The following is a 3,559-nucleotide window of genomic DNA, read 5'->3' as shown; positions in this document are numbered from 1 at the left end:
GACAGCGCGACATGATGGCGGACGCCGGCCGCCGCCTCCGCCGCGTGAAGGTTGCGCCCCGAACTCTGGAAGAATTCCAGCACCGCCTCGTCCTCGAACGAGGGCGAGTTGGCCAGATCGACGACCACCTGCGCACCGGCCACCGCGTCCTCGAGCCCCTCGCCCGTGATGGTGTTGACGCCGCCTCTGGGTGAGGCGGCGACGACGTCGTGGCCGGCCATGCGCAGGATGGGTACGACCTTCGAGCCGATCAGGCCGGTGCCGCCGATGACGACGATCTTCATGATCAACCTCCTGTGTCGACGCAGCCTAGGCCGCTCGACTCAAGAGCGCAAAAGAAGGCTCGATGACCCGCTACTCGAAGCGATCCGCCGCGTCGCGATCGCGCTCGTATCGCCGCGCGAGCGGGAACGGCGGCAACCAGGTCTCGCGACGGATGGTCCACAGCTCGTAGGTCGGCATCAGCTGGTCGGGCGCATCCAGGCATCCCAGGTTCACGCCGATCTCGTCGGCCCAGCGCCCGAATACGGGCGAGCCGCAGCGGGGGCAGAAGAACCGCCCGGCATAGTCGCGCGTTTCGCCCTCGATCGTCACGGCATCCTGGGGGAACACGGCGGAGCCGTGAAACAGCGCCCCGTGATGCTTGCGGCAGTCGAGGCAGTGGCAAAGGCCGACCCGGTACGGGCGCCCCGACGCCACGATGCGCACGCCGCCGCACAGGCAGCCGCCGGTGAATCGGTCCATGCTGTGGTTCCTCCGTGGACGGCATCGCATCACCGGCCCGCTTGCCCGGCAGCCGACGACAGGCTGAGCGCGGCGGCCGGCAGGCCGAAGGTGCGCCGGAACGTCCGGCTGAGATGCGCCGAGTCCGAGAAGCCGGACTGGTGCGCCGCTTCGGTCAGCGAGCGGCCCGCGGCGTACAGGCCCACCGCGCGCTGCAGCCGCAGCCACAGCACGTAGGTCTTGAACGGCAGCCCGGTGTGCTCGACGAAGAGATGACGCGCCCGGCCGGGCGAGAGATGCACGCTGCCCGCCGCCTGCGGCAGGCTCACGCCGTCCTCGAGCCTGCGGTGCGCGACATCGATCATCGCCAGCACGCGCGGATCGGCCAGCGCCGGCTGCGCCGCCGCGGGCAGCGCCGCCATCACCTTGCGCCCCAGACGCCGCATCTCGTCCTCGTCGCATCCGTCTCGCAGGCACTGGCGCAGCTCGTCGAGCGACGCTTCCGCCGCCACGCCGCGCACGCTCGCCCACGGCCGCCCGGCGAACAGCTTCGCGCCGATCGCGCGACCGACCGGGCTCTCCGGCGCGATGAACAGGAAGGCGACGGCGCCGCTGGCGCGAAACGTGTGGCTGGCGTCGGAGGCGATGGCGGCGACGGGACCGCCGAGGCGCTCGCCGGCGACGCCGATCTCGAAGCTGCCCTCGAGGCCGAAGGTGATCTGGATGGCGTGATGGGCGTGCGGGCGCAGCACGGCCGGCTCCTGCCCGCCGGCCAGCAGCCACAGGCTGGCGCCCTCCCAGACGACGATCCGTCCCCGGCCGACGATAGCCACGTGAAGTCAGCCCCTGCGTTCAATCGCCCGTTCGCCACGAAGCGTACACCACGTCCATCGCAACCCGAACCGATGGAGTTCACCGATGAATACGACCTGCACCTGCAACCCCTGCACCTGCGCGCCCGTCTGCCAGTGCGCCGCCGAGCCCAAGGCCGAGGCCGGCGCATCCGAGACCACGGCGGCGACCTGCCAGTGCGGCCCGTCCTGCGACTGCGGCCCGTCCTGCGGCTGCGCGGACTGAGCGCGAGGCGGCGCGGGACGCCGATCGAATGCCCCGCCGCGGCGGCTAGTCCCTCGCCGCCGCGCCCGACATCGGGCTGAACATCCGGCGATAGGCGCCGGGTGTCAGTCCCGTGGATCGCTTGAACAGCCGGCGGAAGAAGGCCGGGTTGTCGTAGCCGACGATCGCGGCGATCTCGTCCGCCGATCGGCCATCGCTCTCGAGCAGCCGCTTGGCCTCCTCGATGCGCAGGTTCTGGACGTGGCCGATCAGCGTCGTGCCGGTCGCCGCCTTGAAGCGCCGCTTCAGGCTGCGCTCCGGGATGCCGCAGGACTCGACCACGCCCGCGACCGCGTGCGGCTCGCGCAGATGGCGCGCCAGCCATTCCTCGGCCCGGCGCGCGACGGCATCGGCGTGCGGCTGGCGCCGCACGAGATTGGCGTACGGAAGCTGCCCTTCGCCGTGCCACTTCAGCAGGTAGACCTTGGCGATGCGCAGCGCCTCGCCCGGGCTGCAGTGCCGCGCGATGATGTGCAGCGCCAGGTCGTGCCACGACGTGGTGCCGCCGGCCGTTACGATGCGCGCGCCGGCATCGGCGATCACCAGGTTGGGCTCGGGATTGAAGCGCACGGCGGGAAAGCTGCGCCGGAACAGGTCCTGGTAGCCCCAGTGCGACGTCGCCGGCAGGCCGTCGAGCAGGCCGGTCGCCGCCAGCAGCACCGATCCGGAGCACGCCGTGTAGATCGTGCTGCCCCGCCGATGGCAGCGCCGGATCCAGTCCTTCACCTCGGCGTATCGCCCGCCGAGGTCGTCGGTCGGCGCCAGCCACAGCTCCGGCAGGATGACGATGTCCGGCTCCCTCGCCTGCTCGATGCTGATGTCGGGGCTGACCGGAATGCCGTTGCCGCAGCGAAACGGGTGCGTCGACGGCGAGACGATGAGCGGCCGGATCAGGCGATGGCCGGGTTCCTCGCCGGCCAGCTCGCGCCACAGGGTTCCCGTCGAGGCCAGCACGTCGACCATGCCGTACAGCGCCGAGCCGGCGGTCTCCGGCAGCGCCACGATGTGGGCATCGATGGCCGGTGGCGCACGATCGCTCACGACTTCCCCCATCACTGGCACGAACGGATCGTTTCCGGCAGGCCCCGCTCTGCGGCGGATGCCCGTCCATCCGTATCCTGCACGCCGTCGACGCCGCTCAACCACCCGCACGGGGGCGCCGGCAGCACGCAAACCAGACGATGGAGACTATCATGAACGCCATGCCCGCCGTCGCCGAGAAGGCGACCCACATGAACGGCCTCGACATGCAGGCCGCCGCCGACACGATCGCCGCGCTGAAGGCGGACAAGAGCCTGGCCCGGTTCCAGTTCCGCGCCCGCAACACCTGGATCAGCGGCGGCGAGAACCGCTCGACGATCCGCGATTTCTACGGCGCGGGCCAGGAGGATACCTCGCGCGCGATGTCCTTCCAGTTCACCAACGGCGAGCCGCCCGTGCTGCTGGGCAACAACGAGGGCGCCAACCCGGTCGAGTTCCTGCTGCACGCGCTGGCCGGATGCGTGACGACCACCTTCGTGCTCCACGCGATGGCGCGCGGCATCACGATCCGCGAGCTGTCGACCGAGCTGAAGGGCGACCTCGACCTGCAGGGACTGCTCGGCCTCGACGACAGCGTTCCCGCCGGCTACGAGCGGATCGCCATCAAGATGCACGTCAAGGCCGACTGCCCGGACGCCGAGCTCGACGACCTGCTGCGCTACGCCCAGCAGCACTCGCC

6 protein-coding genes are annotated in these 3,559 nt (G+C 70.9%); 2 read left to right on the top strand and 4 right to left on the bottom strand.

What is annotated here, in order from left to right:
• The 3 genes from Q0599_RS04915 to Q0599_RS04905 form a co-directional block, all read right to left on the bottom strand.
• A partial coding sequence (locus Q0599_RS04915) for an SDR family oxidoreductase (protein WP_298826491.1) occupies positions 1-284 on the bottom strand: 284 nt, incomplete at its 3' end.
• Between the two features lie 70 nt (positions 285-354).
• Positions 355-744, bottom strand: a complete 390-nt coding sequence (locus tag Q0599_RS04910) for a GFA family protein (RefSeq protein ID WP_298826490.1) — start codon at positions 742-744, stop codon at positions 355-357.
• Between the two features lie 29 nt (positions 745-773).
• Positions 774-1,556 (bottom strand): AraC family transcriptional regulator, encoded by a 783-nt coding sequence (locus Q0599_RS04905; RefSeq protein ID WP_298826489.1) that lies wholly within the window; start codon positions 1,554-1,556, stop codon positions 774-776.
• 85 nt (positions 1,557-1,641) lie between these two features.
• On the opposite strand from Q0599_RS04905, the gene Q0599_RS04900 reads away from it, so the two are divergent.
• Complete coding sequence (locus Q0599_RS04900) at positions 1,642-1,800, top strand: hypothetical protein (RefSeq protein WP_298826488.1); 159 nt, start codon at positions 1,642-1,644, stop codon at positions 1,798-1,800.
• Positions 1,801-1,845: 45 nt separating this feature from the next.
• On the opposite strand, the gene Q0599_RS04895 is transcribed toward Q0599_RS04900, so the two are convergent.
• Positions 1,846-2,880, bottom strand: a complete 1,035-nt coding sequence (locus Q0599_RS04895) for a GlxA family transcriptional regulator (protein ID WP_298826487.1) — start codon at positions 2,878-2,880, stop codon at positions 1,846-1,848.
• 152 nt (positions 2,881-3,032) lie between these two features.
• Between Q0599_RS04895 and Q0599_RS04890 the strand changes: the two genes are divergently transcribed.
• Positions 3,033-3,559: OsmC family protein (locus Q0599_RS04890; protein WP_298826486.1), on the top strand; the 527-nt coding region annotated here is incomplete at its 3' end.

The organism is uncultured Piscinibacter sp., assembly GCF_937952055.1.
Lineage (GTDB): Bacteria > Pseudomonadota > Gammaproteobacteria > Burkholderiales > Burkholderiaceae_C > Piscinibacter.
The sequence above is the reverse complement of the archived record's forward strand: the minus strand, read 5'-3'. Positions and strand labels throughout refer to the sequence as shown.

Coding starts and splice junctions, on each gene's coding strand:
- Q0599_RS04910 (WP_298826490.1), bottom strand. CDS start 744: ATGGACCGATTCACCGGCGGCTGCCTGTGCGGCGGCGTGCGCATCGTG.
- Q0599_RS04900 (WP_298826488.1), top strand. CDS start 1,642: ATGAATACGACCTGCACCTGCAACCCCTGCACCTGCGCGCCCGTCTGC.